A 16,482-nucleotide genomic window follows, 5' to 3' on the forward strand; every position below is an offset into this window, starting at 1 on the left:
TTTAACCGGAGGTCACAGGACACTGGAAACGCGCCCAATGCCGAAGAAATCCCGGAAAAAGAGCGCAATGTGTTAACGGCGGCCTTCGCGCAACCACGCGCCGATCAGCAGGGCAGCTGACAAGAGCAGCACCAGCCACCCCGGCAGCAGGTTGGTTTGCCGCACGTCCCGCGTCTCAAAGGCATCCCGTGGGGTCAGGCCAATCCACCCACGCCCGGCGGCAGGGCGGCCAATACGCACATTGCGCAGCCTCGGCAACCCATGTTCCAGAGCAATGGCACCACCACGCAGGCCAGAGATCACCGGCGTGAGAATGTCCGACGTGGCAATGGTCTGCTCAAACTCACGCGGGGCCGCAGGGCCGAGGCCGATGACCGCGTTCTGATCGCCGTTGGCCAAGCGATAAAGCCCGATTTCCGGGCCCTCGAAAACACCTTCGAAAACACCGGGGCTGGTCTCTGTCAGGTTCAGCTCGGCGGTATTGCCTGACGGGTCGGTCAAGGTCACGGGCGGCACACTGTCGGACAGGGTGCGTCGCTTGATCCGCATGGTCTGGCCCGTTGCCTCGGCGGTCAGCGATTCCTCTTCCAGTTCCGGCTCTTTCATCATCCAGTGGGCAAGCCGGCGCAGCAGTTCCAGTTGCGGGCCACCGCCTTCATATCCACGATTCCAGAGCCACGCATGATCGGAGGCCAGCAGGGCCACACGCCCTTCGCCGACCCGGTCGAGAATGAGCAGGGGGCGTTCATCAACGCCGGACATCACCGTGTTACCCCGTGGTTGGGCCACGTCGATCTGACGCAGCCAGCGGCCCCAGTCGCCCCCGCCCGGTAATCCGGTTGTGACCGGATGACGCTTGCCCAGATCGGTTACAATCGGCCGATAGGGTTCTTCGAGCACCCGCGCGGTGGGCTGGGCTGGCAAAACCGCACCCAGGGGAGAGCGGTAGATGCTGTCCGCGCCTGCAAAATCGGCGCCTGCCGCTACCAGCACCGCGCCACCTTGCTGAATGTAGTTGGCCACGTTGTCGAGGTAGAGCGCGGGCAGAATCCCACGCCGTTTGTAGCGGTCAAAGATGATCAGGTCGAAGTCATCGATCTTTTCGAGGAAAAGCTCCCGCGTGGGGAAAGCGATCAGGCTGAGTTCACTCACCGGCACGCCATCCTGCTTTTCAGGGGGGCGCAGAATGGTGAAATGCACCAGATCGACGGAACTGTCTGACTTCAACAGGTTGCGCCAGGTGCGCCCGCCGGGATGTGGCTCGCCCGAGACCAGCAGGACACGCAGCCGGTCGCGCACGCCGTTGATCTGCACAAGCGCGGTGTTGTTGCGGTCGGTCAGTTCTCCGTCGGCTTCGGGAACGGTGAACTGGATGACGTTGCGCCCCCCGTGCGGCAGGGTGATCGGCAGTTCGATGTCCTGCCCCAGAGGCACCTGATAGCTTTGCGGGGTTTCCCCATCGACGGAAATCTCCAACGGCGCCATGCCGGAGCCCTGGGGGGCGGCCCCCATGTCTTCGACCCTGAGCGTCAGGGTCACAGGCTCGCCGATGATCGCAAAGGCGGGGGCATTGCGGATCTCGAGACGACGGTCCCAGTCGGTGGATTTCCCGGTCATCAGAAGGTGCATCGGGGCGGGCAGATCAAGTGGCAGCTCGGCGTCATGCACCTGGCCGTCGCTGAAGGCGAGGATACCGGCGATACGCGCGCGGGGTTCTTCGGCCAGTGCCGCAGAGAGCGTCGTCATCAACTGGGTGCCCGCGTCCCCTTCACCATCCGGTACGGTGACGCGGCGGACTTCGGTATTCGGGCGTGCGGCGATGCGTGCGGCGAGTGCATCCGCCGCAGATTTTGCCTGTGCCGGCCGGTCCGAGAGTTTCTGGCTGGCGCTTTCGTCTTCCACCAGCATCACGATATCAGTGAGAGGCGCGCGATCCTCGACCTGATAAGACGGGCCCGTCAATGCGGCCAGAACCACCGCAGCGGCCAGCGCACGCAGCGCCCACCCGTTCAACCCGCGCACAGCGGCGAGCATCACGCTGATCAGGGCGATCACGCCCACCATGACCAGCAATGACCATGGGATCAGCGGGTCAAAGATGATGCTGCCCGTCATTGGCCCAACCTGTCGAGTAGTGCAGGCACGTGTACCTGATCGGATTTGTAGTTCCCGGTGAGCACATGCATCACCAGATTGACACCGAACCGAAAGGCCAGTTCGCGCTGCCGTTCGCCGGTGAAGCCGCGACCGATGGGCACAAGCGGTGCGCCTGACGTGCCAACCGCCCAGGCAGAGGCCCAGTCATTGCCGCCGATGACCACCGGCGTGACGCCATCGTTGAGATTGCGGAAGGGCATACCTTCGACCTGCTCGGCATCAGGCGGGGCCGCTTCGACCCAGACATCCCGACTGCTGTGCCGACCGGGGAAATCCTGCAGAAGGTAAAAAGTGCGGGTCAGCACGTGATCGACCGGCAAAGGTTCCAGCGGCGGAATATCCAGTGGGGCGGCAAGGTCTTGCAGTTTGCGCCCGTTGGGACTTGCCGCGCCGAACCGCGCCACGTCCGCATCGCGGGTGTCAAAGAGGATCAGGCCACCCGACCGCAGGTATTCGTTGAGCTTGCCATAGGCTTCGGCAGAGGGGCGGGGCTGATCCGGCGTGATTGGCCAGTAGAGTACGGGGAAAAACGCCAGTTCATCCATCTCAAGATCCACGCCCACCGGGGCTGCGGGCTCTACCGAGGTGCGGAAGAACAATGTGTCCGAGAGGCCGCGCAGCCCGGCATCTGACATTTCGTCAATCGTACGGTTGCCGGTCAGCACGTAGGACAGCGCCAGCTCTGCGGTGGCGTTCAGCGCAAAGACGTCCTCGTCGGTGGTCTGTGCGTGAGTGTTCTGCGGCAGTCCCATCGGCAGCGCGGCCATCACCGCGACCATTGCAGCACGGTTTACGCGGCCCAGCAGCCTGCCGGACAGAGACAGCGATGCCACGACATCGGCCAGCAGCAGCAGGATCGCCAGACTCAAAAGCCACCCGGCTACCGGTTGTTCCGGTGGCACGGCAAAGCCCCTGACGGGAATGCGCGCGGGCCATGTGACGGGGGTCAGGGTGCTCTCCGCCTCAATCACGTTGCGCGCAAGGTGACGGTCTCCCGAGGTGTAGATGCCCGGCTGCATGTCCGGACCGGGCGGGGCCGTCATCAGGTCCGCGCCGGGAACGCCGGGCAGGTTGCCGGCGTCGCGCAGGGTGCCGAACCCGTCCATTACCTGTTCCGGCGTCCAGGTCGTGCCCTCCAGCTGTGTTGCGTCCGGGCGCGAGGAGGAGCTGGAGATCGCCAGGCGTTCCAGCATCTGCACGAAAAGGCCGGAGAGCGGCAGCGTGGACCAATCTGCCGTGGCCGTGATGTGGAAAAGCACAATCTGACCCTGTTCACGGGCTTTCCGCGTCACCAGCGGGGTGCCATCGGTCAGCTCGGCGATCACGCGTTCGGCCAGTGTCGGATCGGGCTGGGCCATGACCTGGCTGGTGATCTGCACATCGTCGGGAATGCTCAACCCGAAGAAGGGAGAGGCCTCGCGAAAGGGGGCCAGCGCCTTGGGTGCGCCCCAGCTCATGGCACCGCCAACCGTGCGCCCGCCCGTGCGCAACCGCACCGGCATCATCGGATCCTCGTCAATACGGCTCACGTCGCTCGCGGCCACGCGCGGCCCGGCAAAGCGGACCAGCATGCCGCCCTGATCAATCCACGTGCCGAGGCCCTCAGTCTCCGACGGCGACAGCGTGGCCACATCGGCCAAAACGATCACATCCGGGTTGGCAGGCAGCACATCGCTGAGCGCGCCATGGATCAGATCCGCATTCGGGGCGAGGGCCTGTTCGATGTAGTGCAGCGGGGACAGCAGCTCCAGCCCTTCGCGGCCTTCCCGACCCGCGATCAGGGCCACCTCGCGGCGGCGCAGCCCATCGTCGGCCAGTGTCGTGGCGCCGGCGGACCTTTGTCCCTGCAGATCGAACCGGGTGATGCGCGCGCGCAGCTCTGACGGCAGCGACAGCGCGGTGGAGGTCGTGGTTTCGCCGTCACCAAAGGTGGCTGTGGCCGTGGCGAGGATGCTGGCATTGCCTGCCGGATCACGTCCCTGCGCCTGCACGACAACTTCACGCTCCGGCCCCGGCGCCGCGCGAAGTGCCGTCAGCTGAACTGCGCCATCCTCAAAGCCTGCTGGTGCCATGGCCACCACATTCGCCGCTGTCTGATAAACCTCAACACTTCCCTCTGCCTCAAAGGCGGCAAGTGCCCTGTCGCGCCCCGGATAGTCGAGCCCATCGCTGAACCACAGCGTGTCAAAGCCGTCCGTCTCTGCGGCAAAGGACAGGGCGAGGGCGGTCCGCGCCGCATCCGGCTGCCATGGGGCTGGCCGGAAGCCCGGCAGGCGGCTGCGCCAGACATCCGCCGTCTGGAACACGGGCGGCTGCGGGCGCGCCATATCGAGGAAGGCAACCGTGCGCCCGGCGCGGCTGGCACGGGTCAGCTGGGCGGCTATGGCCTCTTCCTGCTCGCTCCAGCGTGTTGCCCCGGCCCAGCTGCCATCCAGCACGATCAGCAAGGGCCCGCTGCCCTGCGCCTGATCTTCGTTCGGGTTCAGGACCGGTCCGGCGAGGCCCAGAATGATGGCGGCGACCGCCAGCATGCGCAGCAGCAGGAGCCACCACGGCGTCCGGTCGGAGACGGTTTCATCGTCCTTGAGACCTAGCAGGAGTGCCACGCCCGGAAACCGTTGCCGAATGGGCGCAGGCGGGACGGCCCGCAGGATCAGCCAGAGGATGGGCAGGACCAATAGCGCCAGCAAGAGCCAGGGCGCGGTAAAGCCGATGCCACCCAGAACCGTCATCGAATGCCCCCCGTGTCCAGCGCCCGGTAGAGCCACAGCAGCGCCGATTGCGCCGAGGCATCGGTGTGGTGCAGACCGTATTGCCAGCTGGTGAGCGCGCAGAGCTTTTGCAGCTCCTCTTTGCGGGCGGCCAGCCGGTCCAGATAGCGATCCCTCAGGTCGTTCGCTTTCAGGGTTTCGTGGCGCAGGCTGCCGCCCACGCTCTCAAAGATGGTGCGTCCTCGAAAGGGAAAAGCCTCTTCGGAGCGGTCGAGCACGTGCAGCAGAACACCCCGGACGCCCCGGTCGGCGGCTTTGGTGAGCGCCAGTTTGACCTCTTCCACATCGCCCATGAAATCAGAGATGAAGAGCGCCCGCGCCGACGGGATCATCGCGCGGTGCTCGGGTGGGGCATAGTCTTCGACCGCATCCGTGGTGAAGGCTTCGGCCAGCCGCAGGATCTGGGTATTGCCGCGGCGCGGGGGTAGTGTGGTGCCGGTCAGCCCCACACGTTCGCCGCCGCGCACCAGCAGGATCGCACAGGCGAGGCCCAGCAGTCGGGCGCGGTCGGTTTTTAGGGGCAGATCATCGGTGCTGGCAAAGCGCATGGAGGCACCCTGGTCGATCCAGAGCATCACCGATTGGGCAATCTGCCACTCGCGTTCGCGCACGAATTCCGTGTCGCCCCGAGCTGAACGGCGGTGGTCGATCAACCGTCGGCTGTCCCCGCTTTGCGCTGGACGGTATTGCCAGAAATCATCGCCCATCCCGGCACGCCTGCGCCCGTGATCACCCAGCAGCACGGCCCCTGCCAGATGCTCCGCACGTGCCAAAAGGGCCGGCAGGGTTGCCGCCTGCGTCTCGGCTGCGGCGCGCAACGTGGTTGACTGCGTCGCGTAGGGAAGGGGCGTTGTTGAGGTCACGCGGCGGCCTGCGTCCCGGCCAGTTCCGCAGCGGTCCTGTCGATCAGACCCGCGAGGCTATCTCCCCGTGCTCGTGCCGCGAAGTTCAGCGCCATTCGGTGGCTGAGCACCGGGCGTGCCATGTCGAGCACATCCTCAGCGGACGGCGCCAGACGACCCTGCAGCAGCGCACGGGCCCGCACCGTCAGCATCAGCGCCTGCGCCGCACGAGGGCCCGGCCCCCAGGCAACCGTCTCCCGGACCTGCTGCGAGGCACCCTCTTCCTCGGGGCGGAAGGCGCGGACAAGATCGAGGATCATCTCGACCACGCTTTCGCCGACCGGCATCCGCCGCAGCAACTGCTGCGCCTCCAGAAGCTGCGCGGCTGTAAAGACCTCGGTCGATTCTTCCTCGGCATCGCCGGTGGTGGCCAGCAGGATATCGCGTTCGGTATCGCGATCCGGATAGGCCACATCGATCTGTACGAGAAAACGGTCCAGCTGTGCTTCGGGCAGCGGATAGGTGCCTTCCTGTTCAATCGGGTTCTGCGTGGCCAGCACGTGGAAAGGCACGCCCAGGGTGCGGTTTTCGCCTGCCACCGTGACTGTTTTCTCCTGCATCGCCTGCAACAGCGCCGATTGTGTCCGGGGCGAGGCGCGGTTGATCTCATCTGCCATCAGCAACTGGCAGAAAATCGGCCCCTGGATGAACCGGAAGGCGCGGGAGCCATCGGCCGCGGTATCCAACACCTCCGAGCCCAGAATATCCGCCGGCATCAGGTCGGGCGTGAATTGAACGCGGTTGCCGTGCAGACCCATCACGGTCGACAGCGTTTCAACGAGCCGTGTCTTGCCGAGGCCCGGCAGACCGATCAGAAGCCCATGCCCGCCGCACAGCAATGCCGCAAGCGTCAACTCCACCACGCGCTCCTGCCCGATGAAGCGCTTGGTGATTGACGCCTTGGCCTCGCCCAGCCGCGTGCCAAGTGCTTCGATCTCCGCGACCATGTCTTCTGCTTCACTCATGACAACGTGCTCCAAAGAATTATATGCTTGAATGTAACTCTAACGTGCGCATGGGAAATGGCAAAAGCAATGAGTGGACAAAAAACCGTGACACCGTCGGCAGAAAGTCTTGCGGCATCGTTAACTGCTGCAAAAACACGCGGATTGCCGCCCGTGCATCTCTGGAATCCGCCGTTTTGCGGTGATCTGGACATGCGCATTGCGCGGGACGGGACGTGGTTTTATCAGGGCACGCCGATTGGGCGGCCGGGATTGGTGAAACTCTTTTCATCGATTCTCAAGAAGGAAGGGGAGAAATACTTCCTCGTGACCCCGGTGGAGAAGGTGGGGATCACCGTGGATGATGCGCCTTTCGTGGCGGTGGATTTCGAGGCCAGTGGCGTGGGCGAGGATCAGGCGCTGACCTTTGAGACCCAGGTGGAGGATAAGGCAGTGGCAAGCGCGGATCTGCCCATCCGGGTGGTGCGTGACCCGGAGACCGGTGAGCCATCGCCTTACATTCGCATACGTGCCGAGCTTGAAGCGCTGATTGATCGCAAGAGCTTTTACCGGCTGGTGGATCTTGGCGTGCATCACGACGATTGGTTCGGGGTGTGGTCGAAAGGCACCTTCTTCCCGATCATTCCAAGCGCGGAATTGCCGTGAGGCGAAAGCGGTTTGCGGTGTCGCGGGCGGCGTTCTACGGTCGCGCCTGAAAGCTGACACCGGATCACCACATGAAGTTTGCTGCCAACCTGAGCGCGCTCTGGCCTGACCTGCCTTATCTCGACCGTTTCGAGGTGGCGGCGGAGGCGGGATTTGATGGGGTCGAGGTGCTTTTCCCGTATGAAATGCCCGCAAAAGAGACGCAGCGCGCCTTGCTGCGCGCGGGGCTTTCGATGGTGCTGATGGCGGCACCGCCTCCAAACTACACAGGCGGTGCGCGTGGATTTGCCGCCGCGCCAGAGGCGGCGGACCGGTTTAAGTATGATCTGCGGCGAGCGATACGCTATTGCGGGGCGCTGCGTACGCCGGTGCTGCAGCTTTTGCCCGGCGTGGCCGAAGGAGACGCGGCGCGGCAGACTCTGATCCAGAACCTGAAAGCAGCGGCGGAGGCCGCACCGGAAGGCCTGCTGCTCACCATCAGCCCGGCCAATGCGGGCGACCTGCCCGGCTCCTTTCTGAACAGCTATGACCTCGCGGCTGAGATCCTGAGCGAGGTTGATGCGCCGAATGTGGGCCTGCAGTTCGACAGCTACGAGGCCGAGATGATGCATGGTGATCCGGTCGAGGTGCTGGAAACCCATGCCAGGCTGATCCGGCAGGTACAGATTTCGGACGCGCCGGGACGGCCCGCCGACCTGGAGGCGCTTTCGACGGGCCTGATGGACATCGCCTATGACGGATGGGTGGGGGTCGGCAGTGATCCTACGGCGGCGCCGGAGGTGCATCGGCACAATCTCGACAGGCTGCGCTGGTAGCGGGCCGTCTGTGCGTGGCTGCACGTGTCAAAGGATGGGGATAGTTTTATGGTCGGGCGGCCTGCAATGGAGAGCCTGATGATCCCAGCCCGCTACCAACATGTTCTTTTTGGCCTGATCCTGTCGGGGCTGATGTCCTTCATCGTCTCGGGCATTGCCACGGTCCGCACCGTGGGCTGGATCGATGGTTTCATTGGTTTGTGGATGAGCAATTGGCTGCCCAGCTGGGCGGTGGCCTTCCCCACGGTTCTGGTTGTGGCGCCCATCACGCGCCGCCTTGTGGCGCGGTTGGTCCGGCAGGACACGCAAACGCAGATTTAAGTGCGGACGCTCTGAAACTCTGCACCGCGGGTATCTGGAGCTGAGGGAGCGCCCTTCCCCCCATCGAAGGGGGGCGGGCGCTGCCCGGCGGTGCCCGCCGGGCGGGACAGCGGCCCGCGGTGTGTGAGGATTTCAGCCTTAGTGTGCGACGGCCCAGTTGGCGCCTTGTCCCGCATCGACGCTGAGCTGCACGTCGAGTTTCACCACCGGGTCGCAGGCCGCTTCCATGATGTCCCGGGCCGCTTGGATCAGGTCGTCTTCGGCGCCCTCTTCCACCTCGAAGAGCAGTTCGTCATGCACCTGCAGCAGCATCTTGGCCGGTAGCTGTTCGATGGCGGCGGGCATGCGCACCATCGCCCGGCGGATCACGTCGGCGGCTGTCCCCTGAATGGGTGCGTTGATGGCTGCGCGGGCCGCAAAGCCCGCGTGCGGGCCCTTGGCGCCGATGTTGGGCGTGTGGATTCGGCGGCCAAAGAGTGTCTGCACATAGCCGTGCTCTTTCGCGAAAGCCTTGGTGTCGTCCATATAGGTGCGAATGCCGGGGAAGCGTTCGAAATAGCGGTTGATGAACTCCTGCGCCTCGCCGCGCGGGATGCGCAGGTTGCGGGCCAGACCAAAGCCCGAAATGCCGTAGATCACACCGAAGTTGATCGCCTTGGCGCGGCGGCGGATTTCGGGCGTCATCTCGTCCATCGGCACGTCGAACATCTCGGAGGCGGTCATCGCGTGGATATCGTCGCCGCGTTTGAACGCCTCTTTCAGTGCTTCGATATCGGCGATATGGGCGAGGATGCGCAGCTCGATCTGGCTGTAGTCGAGGGCGACGAGTGTCTTGCCCTCCTCAGCGACAAAGGCCTCGCGGATGCGGCGGCCTTCCTCGGTGCGGATCGGGATATTCTGCAGATTCGGGTCGGTTGAGGCGAGCCGTCCGGTGGACGCCCCGGCGATGGAATAGGACGTGTGCACGCGGCCGGTTTCGGCGTTGATGTGGTCCTGTAGAGCGTCCGTATAGGTCGATTTCAGCTTGCTGAGCTGCCGCCAGTCCAGCACGCGGGCGGGCAGTTCGTGCTCGGTCGCGAGGTCTTCGAGCACATCCGCGCCGGTGGCGTAGGCACCGGTCTTGCCCTTCTTGCCACCGGGTAGCGACATTTCATCAAAGAGGATTTCGCCCAACTGTTTGGGGGAGCCGACGTTGAACGACCGCCCGGCCAGCTCGTGGATTTCCGCCTCCAGCCCCGCCATGCTCTGGCTGAACGCGTTGGACATCCGGCTGAGCGTGTCGCGGTCCACCTTGATGCCCGTGCGTTCCATCTGCGCCAACACCGGCACCAGGGGCCGTTCGAGGGTCTCATAGACGCGGGTGACCTGGGTGCGGTGCAGCGAGGGTTTGAACTGCTGCCAGAGCCGCAGGGTGATGTCCGCGTCTTCGGCGGCATAGGGCACCGCATCCTCCAGCGGTACCTTGTCGAAGGTGATCGCGGATTTGCCGGAGCCCAAGAGCGGTTTGATCGGGATCGGCGTGTGGTTCAGATAACGGTCGGACAGCGTGTCCATGCCGTGATTGTGCAGCCCACCGTGCATCGCGTAAGACATCAGCATCGTGTCGTCGAGGGGCGCGAGCGCGATGTCGTGCCGGGCGAAGATTTTCAGATCGTATTTCATGTTCTGCCCGATCTTGAGGATCGAGGGGTCCTCCAGCATCGGTTTCAGCATCTTCAATGCCTCATCCACACCCATCTGCCCGTCGGCCAGATCGTCGGAGCCAAAGAGATCGTCGCTGCTGCTTTTTTTGTGGATGAGGGGCACATAGCAGGCCTGCCCGGGCTCGACGCAGAGCGAGATGCCGACCAGATCGGCAGTCATCTCGTTCAGGCCGGTGGTTTCTGTGTCAACGGCCACGTAGCCGCGCTCGTAAATCTGGTCGATCCAGGCCTGCAGCTCCTCGGCGGTGCCCACCTTGGAATAGCCCGCACGGTCAAACGGCACCTCTTCGATCTCAGGTGCTTCCGGAGCGGAGGCCGGCGTGTCGTCGATCTCCGGCGGCTCGACATCCAGCTTCTCAGCGATGCGCTTGGTGAGGGTGCGGAACTCCATTTCCGCCAGGAACGGCATCAGCTGGTCCGGGTCGGGCGTGCGTACCTCCAGATCGTCGAGCGTGAAATCGAGCGGTGTGTTCTCATCCAGCAACACCAGCTTGCGGCTGAGCCTGATCTGCTCTGCATGATCGATCAGGGTCTGGCGGCGCTTGGGTTGCTTGATCTCTTCGGCACGCTCTAAAAGCGCGTCGAGGTCGCCGTATTCGTTGATCAGCAGGGCGGCGGTCTTGACGCCGATGCCGGGTGCGCCGGGCACGTTGTCGACGCTGTCCCCGGCCAGCGCCTGCACGTCCACCACGCGGTCGGGGTAGACGCCGAATTTCTCGAATACCCCATCGCGGTCGATGCGCTTGTTTTTCATCGCGTCCAGCATCTCCACGCCGTCGCCCACCAGCTGCATCAGGTCCTTGTCAGAGCTGATGATGGTGCAGCGCCCGCCCAGCTTGCGCGCCTGCACCGCCAGCGTGGCGATGATGTCGTCGGCCTCATAGCCTTCCTTCTCCTCGCAGGCGATGTTGAAGGCGACCGTGGCGCGGCGTGTCAGGGGGATCTGTGGGCGCAGGTCTTCGGGCATCGCTTCGCGGTTGGCCTTGTATTGATCATACATCTCGTTGCGGAAGGTATGGCTGCCCTTGTCGAAAATCACGGCGACATGGGTGGGCGCATCGTCACCCGTATTCGTCTCTACATAGCGCTGCAGCATGTTGCAAAAGCCCGAGACCGCCCCGATGGGCAGCCCGTCGGATTTGCGCGTCAGCGGCGGCAGCGCGTGATAGGCCCGAAAGATGAAAGCCGATCCGTCGATCAGATGAAGATGATGCCCCTTGCCAAATGCCATACGTCCAGCCCCCATGTCGCGATGTACCGTTCATGGCGTGCACGCGGGCCGAAGTCCAGAACCGGATCGGGTTGTGCCCGGGATCAGCCGAGAATGGAGTCCATATTCTGCATGATCCCGATCAACAGCATGACACCGGCGATGATCAGCACCGCGATCAGCAGGACCTGAACGAGGATTGCACCGGTGCTGATGGCGAGGCCACAGGCTGCCGCGCGTTTGGGCTCCTTGCGGATAAAACCAGTAATCGCCATCAGAAGACCCAGAACGCCAATCGACGGCGCGGCGGTCATGAGGATGCGATCGATATCCCAGGCGGGCTGAACCACGGTCGCTTCGGGCTGGGGCAGGCCTTGCACCGCGCGTTGTGCTGCAGCCCGCATGTTTCCTGCAATCTCACCGATTGTCGTGCCGACATCCGGCTGAGCCGTGAAGGGGCCTGCATAGACAATCAACAACGCAAGAAACAATGCTGATGCGCCAAGCCCAATGGCTGCACAGGAAAATGGTGCACTGCGTATGGCTGTCTCTGACATGTCATGCCCTCCGATCATCACACCGTCATAACGGCTCAGCATGGCAAGATTGAGGCGGATCTCAGACCTTGTCTGCAGAATCCTTATGCACGTATTTGCAGTCGCAATACCCACATTCCACCCAGCCGACATCCTTGGGAATCTGCAACCAGACTCGCGGGTGGCCCAAGGCACCCTCGCCGCCGTCACAGGCGATGCGGAAACTCTCAACGATCTTGGTTTCGGGCGGCTGCTGCATGGAAAAGACGTCCTCTGGCTTTGCCGTGCCGTTATGGCCAAAGCCGTGGCGTGGGGCAAGCCCATCCGCACTTGCGTGCGTCAATCACGATCAATTCGGGCCTGATAGCAGTTGTTGCGTGCAGACCGGACGTGAATAAACGCGACCTCTGGGTTGTTGAAGACATCCGCAACCTTGGCCTGGATATGCTCCGTCGCAACGACTTCGCCCGTGCCATAGACGATCTGTTCATCTGCGGAATAGCCTTTCACCAGGTAGTCTGGCGATGTCGTCAGGATTGTGGGCAGATCGACCGAATTGCCACCCCGCGCGCAGGGCTTGGCACACAGAAAAATTGGCCCTGTTTCGGCATAGGCATGCACCCTGTCAAAAGGGCGGTGCGCAAGAATCAGCATCTCTTCTCCCTCAGGCACGTCTTTGAGGCAGTGCCGGCAGGGGTTGCCAGCACCCGTGGAGATTTTGCGCTGGGGCTTTTGACCATTAACGTCAAGACCGCCGTTTTGAAGAGTGCGGACCATATCCGTCTCTAAGGCAATGAAATTAGGCATTTCCAGTATCCTTTTTCCCGTATTTGCTGCGACGGGTGTGCCATGAAGAGATGGCTTGAATCGATCCGAATGATGCGCTTTCAAAAGGGACTCCAAATAGGAACAAAAGGTGAATACACTGTGGCTCTGCCATGTTTGCCGAACTCAATATCACCTCGAATTTCTCCTTCCTCAAAGGGGCGTCCCATCCCGAGGAATACATGTCCCGCGCGGCTGCTCTGGGTCTGCCCGCGATTGCCATTGCAGATGAGAATTCGGTGGCCGGGATCGTGCGGGCACATGCGCAGGCCCGCGACATCACGCGGCAACTGCAGGAGCGTGAGGCTTGGGAAGCCGCGCATGGAGTCATGGGACCGCCTGCACCAAAAGGCCTGAGCCAGTCGGAAAACATCCTTTCTGTCCGGCCCCGATTGATCCCGGCGGCCCGACTGGTCTTTACCGATGCCTGTCCGGTGACAGTGCTGCCCGAAAGCCGGGCGGGCTGGGGTGTTCTGTGCCGGTTGTTGTCCAAGGGTCGATTGGCTGCGGAAAAAGGCGCCTGCGACCTGCAGCTTGCGGACCTTCTGAAAGGGGGGGCAGGGCTGCAGATGATCCTCTGGCCACAAACGCAAAACTCACCGGGCGGCGCGGATGGATGGGTGCAAACAGCGCACAGGCTGACGCGCCGCTTTGCCGGAAAACTCCACATCGGTCTCGTGCCCCAATACGATGGCCGCGATGCTGATCATTTCGCGGGCCTTACGGATCAGGCGGCAGCCCTGGGCATACCAACCCTGGCCAGCGCCGCGCCGCTGATGCACCACGGCGCCCGGCGCAAGCTGGCGGATGTGGTCACGGCCATCCGCTCCGGCTGCCGGGTGGATACGCTTGGCAGTGACGCGCTGCCCAACAGCGAGGCGCGTCTGCGCTCCGAGGCAGAGATGCGGCGTCTCTTCGCAGGGTTCGAAGAGGCGGTCGATCGCGCCTATGCCCTGTCGCAGAGCCTGACGTTTTCGCTGGATGAACTGCGCTACGAATACCCGTCGGAAGGCACTGAAACCGAAACCCCGTCCGAACGCCTGCGCCGTCTGGCCTATGAGGGTCTCGACTGGCGCTATCCTCAGGGTGCGCCGGAAAAGGTGCACAAGCTGCTCGAACACGAGCTGACGCTGATCGCCAAGCTGAAATACGAGCCCTATTTTCTGACGGTCCGCGATATCGTTGCCTTTGCCCGGTCCCGCGACATCCTCTGTCAGGGGCGCGGGTCGGCGGCCAATTCCGTGGTGTGTTTCTGCATGGGCATCACCTCCGTCAGCCCGGAAATCGGCACAATGGTGTTCGAACGTTTCGTCTCCGAGGCCCGCGACGAGCCGCCGGATATCGACGTGGATTTCGAACATGAACGTCGCGAAGAGGTGATCCAGCATATCTACGAACGCTACGGGCGGGAACGCGCGGGCATTTGCGCAACGGTCGTGCATTACCGTGGCAAACGCGCGATCCGCGAAGTGGGCCGTGCCATGGGGCTGACCGAGGACACCATCTCGGCGCTCTCCTCGCAGCTTTGGGGGTTTTTCTCCACCAAGGGGATCGAGGCCGAACGCATGGCGGAAATTGGACTGGATGCGCGCGACCGCCGCCTGCAGCAGACTCTGGAACTGGTTTATGAAATCAACGGTTTCCCCCGGCATCTTTCCCAGCACGTGGGGGGGTTCGTGATCACCGCAGGGCGGCTTGACGAGCTGGTACCCATCGAGAATGCCACGATGGAAGGCCGCACGGTCATCTGCTGGGACAAGGATGACATCGAGGCCTTGGGCATTCTCAAGGTCGACGTGCTGTCTCTGGGCATGCTCACCTGCATCCGCAAGGCGTTCGATCTGCTTCAGATGCATCACAACGCTGCTTACACGCTGGCCACCCTGCCCCCCGAGGATCCGCACGTCTATGACATGCTCTGCAAGGCCGACAGCATTGGCGTCTTTCAGGTGGAAAGCCGCGCGCAGATGAATTTCCTGCCGCGGATGAAACCACGCAAATTCTACGATCTGGTGATCGAGGTGGCGATTATCCGACCCGGTCCCATTCAGGGTGATATGGTGCACCCCTTCATCCGACGCAGGAACGGCGAGGAGGTGGTCTCTTTCCCATCGGACGCGCTGGGCGAGGTGTTGGGAAAAACGCTGGGCGTGCCACTTTTTCAGGAGCAGGCGATGCAGATTGCCATCGTTGGCGCGGGCTTTACTCCCGATCAGGCAGATCGCCTCCGCCGCTCGCTGGCGACCTTCAAGAAACACGGCAATGTCAGCGAATTCCGCAGCCTGTTTCTGCGCGGGATGAAACGCAACGGCTATGAGGACGACTTTGCCGAACGGTGTTTTTCCCAGATCGAAGGCTTCGGATCCTACGGGTTTCCCGAAAGCCATGCCGCCAGCTTTGCGCTGCTGGTCTACGCCTCAAGCTGGATCAAATGCCACCATCCGGGGATTTTCGCCTGCGCCTTGCTGAATTCCCAACCCATGGGGTTCTACGCGCCCGCGCAGATCGTCCGCGATGCCCGCGAACATGGCGTGGAGGTGCGCCCCGTCTGTGTCAACGCCAGCTTCTGGGACAACACGATAGAACCTGACGGGCAGGGTGGGCTGACGCTGAGGCTGGGGTTTCGCCAGATCAAAGGGGTGAGTGAAGAGGACGCGGAATGGCTGACGGCGGCGCGCGGCAACGGCTATCGCTCCGTGCAGGATGTCTGGCGGCGCGCAGGGCTGGACCCCTCACAGATCGTGCGGCTGGCGGAGGCAGATGTCTTTGCGAACATCGGGCTGGCACGGCGTGAGGCGCTTTGGGAGGCCAAGGCGCTTGTGCCGGGCGGGACCTTGCCGCTTTTTGCCAGCGATCTGGATGGTGAGGTGATCAATGAACCCGTGGCCCTGTTGCCCGAAATGACATTGGGGGAAGAGGTGGTCGAGGATTATGTAGCGACGCGTCTGACGCTCAAGGCACATCCACTGGCCCTGCTGCGCCAGCGGCTGACACCGGAGCAGGGCGTGCAAGCTGACGTAACTGGAAAGCAGTCCTAAATCGGTTTTAGAAAGGCTTCGAAACGCCGCAATTCAAGCTTCAGCCTTCTCAGGAAGGTCTCATCGGTCGGCAATTTGTTCTCGATGCGTTGCTCGATCGCCTGGTTTAAATGCTCGTAGGCCCGCGCAAGAGACACAAGCGCGTGGTCTTCGTGCCAACTCGGGTCTTTTCGCCCGTTACTTGGAAGCTCGTGGATACCATCGCTAAAGCCCGATTTCACAGCGTCCTGCTCTGCGATGTATTGTTCCAAGGCTTCGTGCAGCGCCTGAACCGTCGTTTCACGCACCTTTTTCCCGGAGATATAGTGCTTCAAGGTGTTTGCGCTCAAATCAGCGCGTCTACACAGCTCGGCAGCGCTCATGTTGGCTTCTTGTTTGCGTTGGGCGAAAGCTATGTGCCTGGGCATATCCATTTCGGATGCTGGTGCCATCGAATCACTCCTGCTCATTTCTGCTCAAGTATCAGCCAATTGCGGCTTTTTGAAGTGATTGATATCAAATGAGCCATGTAATTTCTACCAATTATAAATCAAAATATGGATATATGCGCTAAAACTGACACTAGTGATGGTGATGAGGATTTCAAAAATAATC

13 protein-coding genes are annotated in these 16,482 nt (G+C 62.6%); 4 read left to right on the forward strand and 9 right to left on the reverse strand.

The window, feature by feature from the left end; genetic code table 11:
• Nucleotides 1-72 precede the first annotated feature (72 nt).
• From Q1A07_RS09645 to Q1A07_RS09660, 4 genes are read right to left on the reverse strand one after another with little or no spacing between them, the layout of a single operon-like run.
• Entirely contained in the window at nucleotides 73-2,115 is a 2,043-nt protein-coding gene (locus tag Q1A07_RS09645; protein ID WP_299780153.1) for a hypothetical protein, read from the reverse strand.
• Complete coding sequence (locus tag Q1A07_RS09650; RefSeq protein ID WP_299780155.1) at nucleotides 2,112-4,889, reverse strand: DUF4159 domain-containing protein; 2,778 nt, start codon at nucleotides 4,887-4,889, stop codon at nucleotides 2,112-2,114. Before Q1A07_RS09650 ends, Q1A07_RS09645 begins: the two co-directional genes overlap by 4 nt.
• A complete protein-coding gene (locus Q1A07_RS09655) occupies nucleotides 4,886-5,791 on the reverse strand; it encodes a DUF58 domain-containing protein (protein ID WP_299780157.1) in 906 nt (301 codons plus the stop codon). Before Q1A07_RS09655 ends, Q1A07_RS09650 begins: the two co-directional genes overlap by 4 nt.
• Nucleotides 5,788-6,795 carry a MoxR family ATPase gene (locus Q1A07_RS09660; RefSeq protein ID WP_299780159.1) on the reverse strand — a complete coding sequence of 336 codons (1,008 nt, stop codon included), beginning with the start codon at nucleotides 6,793-6,795 and terminating at the stop codon, nucleotides 5,788-5,790. The genes Q1A07_RS09655 and Q1A07_RS09660 overlap by 4 nt, the downstream gene beginning before the upstream one ends.
• Nucleotides 6,796-6,864: 69 nt before the next feature.
• On the opposite strand from Q1A07_RS09660, the gene Q1A07_RS09665 reads away from it, so the two are divergent.
• From Q1A07_RS09665 to Q1A07_RS09675, 3 genes are all read left to right on the forward strand, one after another.
• Entirely contained in the window at nucleotides 6,865-7,440 is a 576-nt protein-coding gene (locus Q1A07_RS09665; RefSeq protein ID WP_299780161.1) for a DUF1285 domain-containing protein, read from the forward strand.
• Between the two features lie 71 nt (nucleotides 7,441-7,511).
• Entirely contained in the window at nucleotides 7,512-8,255 is a 744-nt protein-coding gene (locus Q1A07_RS09670) for a TIM barrel protein (protein WP_299780163.1), read from the forward strand.
• Nucleotides 8,256-8,333: 78 nt separating this feature from the next.
• Nucleotides 8,334-8,576, forward strand: coding sequence for a DUF2798 domain-containing protein (locus Q1A07_RS09675; RefSeq protein WP_299780165.1), 243 nt, complete (start codon nucleotides 8,334-8,336; stop codon nucleotides 8,574-8,576).
• Nucleotides 8,577-8,714: 138 nt separating this feature from the next.
• On the opposite strand, the gene polA is transcribed toward Q1A07_RS09675, so the two are convergent.
• The 4 genes from polA to Q1A07_RS09695 all read right to left on the reverse strand — a co-directional run bounded on the left by polA (nucleotide 8,715) and on the right by Q1A07_RS09695 (nucleotide 12,916).
• Nucleotides 8,715-11,510 (reverse strand): DNA polymerase I, encoded by a 2,796-nt coding sequence (gene polA / locus Q1A07_RS09680; RefSeq protein ID WP_299780167.1) that lies wholly within the window; start codon nucleotides 11,508-11,510, stop codon nucleotides 8,715-8,717.
• Nucleotides 11,511-11,593: 83 nt separating this feature from the next.
• Nucleotides 11,594-12,088 (reverse strand): hypothetical protein, encoded by a 495-nt coding sequence (locus tag Q1A07_RS09685; protein ID WP_299780169.1) that lies wholly within the window; start codon nucleotides 12,086-12,088, stop codon nucleotides 11,594-11,596.
• Nucleotides 12,089-12,107: 19 nt separating this feature from the next.
• Nucleotides 12,108-12,284 (reverse strand): zinc-finger domain-containing protein, encoded by a 177-nt coding sequence (locus tag Q1A07_RS09690; protein WP_299781394.1) that lies wholly within the window; start codon nucleotides 12,282-12,284, stop codon nucleotides 12,108-12,110.
• An 80-nt stretch (nucleotides 12,285-12,364) separates the two neighbouring features.
• The gene (locus Q1A07_RS09695) at nucleotides 12,365-12,916 is read right to left on the reverse strand and encodes a DUF1203 domain-containing protein (protein WP_366944066.1); all 552 of its coding nucleotides are present in this window, start codon (nucleotides 12,914-12,916) and stop codon (nucleotides 12,365-12,367) included.
• Between the two features lie 47 nt (nucleotides 12,917-12,963).
• Between Q1A07_RS09695 and Q1A07_RS09700 the strand changes: the two genes are divergently transcribed.
• Nucleotides 12,964-15,888, forward strand: coding sequence for an error-prone DNA polymerase (locus tag Q1A07_RS09700; protein ID WP_299780171.1), 2,925 nt, complete (start codon nucleotides 12,964-12,966; stop codon nucleotides 15,886-15,888).
• Here Q1A07_RS09700 and Q1A07_RS09705 read toward each other — a convergent pair.
• Nucleotides 15,885-16,319 (reverse strand): helix-turn-helix transcriptional regulator, encoded by a 435-nt coding sequence (locus Q1A07_RS09705; protein ID WP_299780173.1) that lies wholly within the window; start codon nucleotides 16,317-16,319, stop codon nucleotides 15,885-15,887. The two genes, Q1A07_RS09700 and Q1A07_RS09705, sit on opposite strands and share 4 nt — an antisense overlap.
• Nucleotides 16,320-16,482: the final 163 nt, after the last annotated feature.

This window comes from uncultured Roseobacter sp., from assembly GCF_947492555.1.
Classification (GTDB): Bacteria; Pseudomonadota; Alphaproteobacteria; order Rhodobacterales; family Rhodobacteraceae; genus Roseobacter.